The sequence below is a fragment of the Shinella agrisoli genome (genome assembly GCF_046557955.1).
In the GTDB taxonomy this organism is placed as follows: domain Bacteria; phylum Pseudomonadota; class Alphaproteobacteria; order Rhizobiales; family Rhizobiaceae; genus Shinella.
In genome coordinates, this window is the sequence record NZ_JBJIEP010000065.1 from 1 (window position 1) to 1,003 (window position 1,003).

The window sequence follows — 1,003 nt, forward strand, 5'->3', positions numbered from 1 at the left end:
CTAGAGCGAACTGATCTTGGGTTGAATCGGAGTAGGATTCCCAAGTCGCCGTATTTGTGATTCAAGATGCTGGCTGGAGTGGAGGCCAGCACCTTATGCCGAAGGCCTATTCCCTTGATCTTCGTAAACGTGCCGTGTCTCGGGTCGTGGCTGGCGAAAGTGTTCGTTCGGTTGCGGCTGTTTTGAACATCAGCGTGTCCAGCGTCGTGAAGTGGTCGCAGCGCTATCGGGCGACGGGGAGCCCGGCTCCGGTTCGGGCTGTGGGTCGCCCACGCCCGTTGCTTCTTGGGCCGCACCGAGCCTGGCTCCTGGAGCGGATCAACAGCGGCGATCACATCACCTTGCGCGCACTGCAGGCCGAGCTTGCCGAGCGCGGGACGAAGGTTGACTACCGGACGGTCTGGAACTTCGTCCATGCCGAAGGGCTGAGCTTCAAAAAAACCGTTCTGCCAAGCGAGCAACATCGCCCTGACACGGCTGGTCTTCATCGATGAAACCTGGGCCAAGACCAACATGGCGCCGATCCGCGGCTGGGCGCCGCGCGGCCACAGATTGCAAAGCCGGGTTCCGCATGGCCACTGGAAGACGTTGACCCTGATCGCAGCGTTGCGCTGCGATCGCATCGACGCGCCATGCGTGTTCGATAGCGCGATCAACGGACGCAGCTTCGCAGCCTATGTCGAGCAGGTTCTCGTGCCGACGCTTCGACCCGGCGACATCGTCATCATGGACAACCTCGGCTCACACAAGGGCCAGCCGGTGCGAGCGGCTATCCGCAAAGCAGGAGCCAAGCTCTTCTTCCTGCCCCCCTACAGTCCGGACCTGAACCCGATCGAACAAGTCTTCGCCAAGCTCAAGCACCTCATGCGCGCGGCCGCTGAACGAACCGTCGAGGCAACCTGGAAAGCAGCAGGCAGGCTGCTCCGATGCTTCTCCCCAAACGAATGCCGAAACTATCTCATCAACGCAGGATACGCTTCAACATGAGAGCATCAGACTCTAA

At 60.5% G+C, this 1,003-nt stretch carries 1 pseudogene; it reads left to right on the forward strand.

Features of this window, described 5'->3' with window-relative positions:
* Nucleotides 1-95: 95 nt before the first annotated feature.
* Nucleotides 96-987: pseudogene (locus tag ACIIOY_RS26765) on the forward strand (IS630 family transposase).
* The last annotated feature ends 16 nt before the right edge of the window (nt 988-1,003 follow it).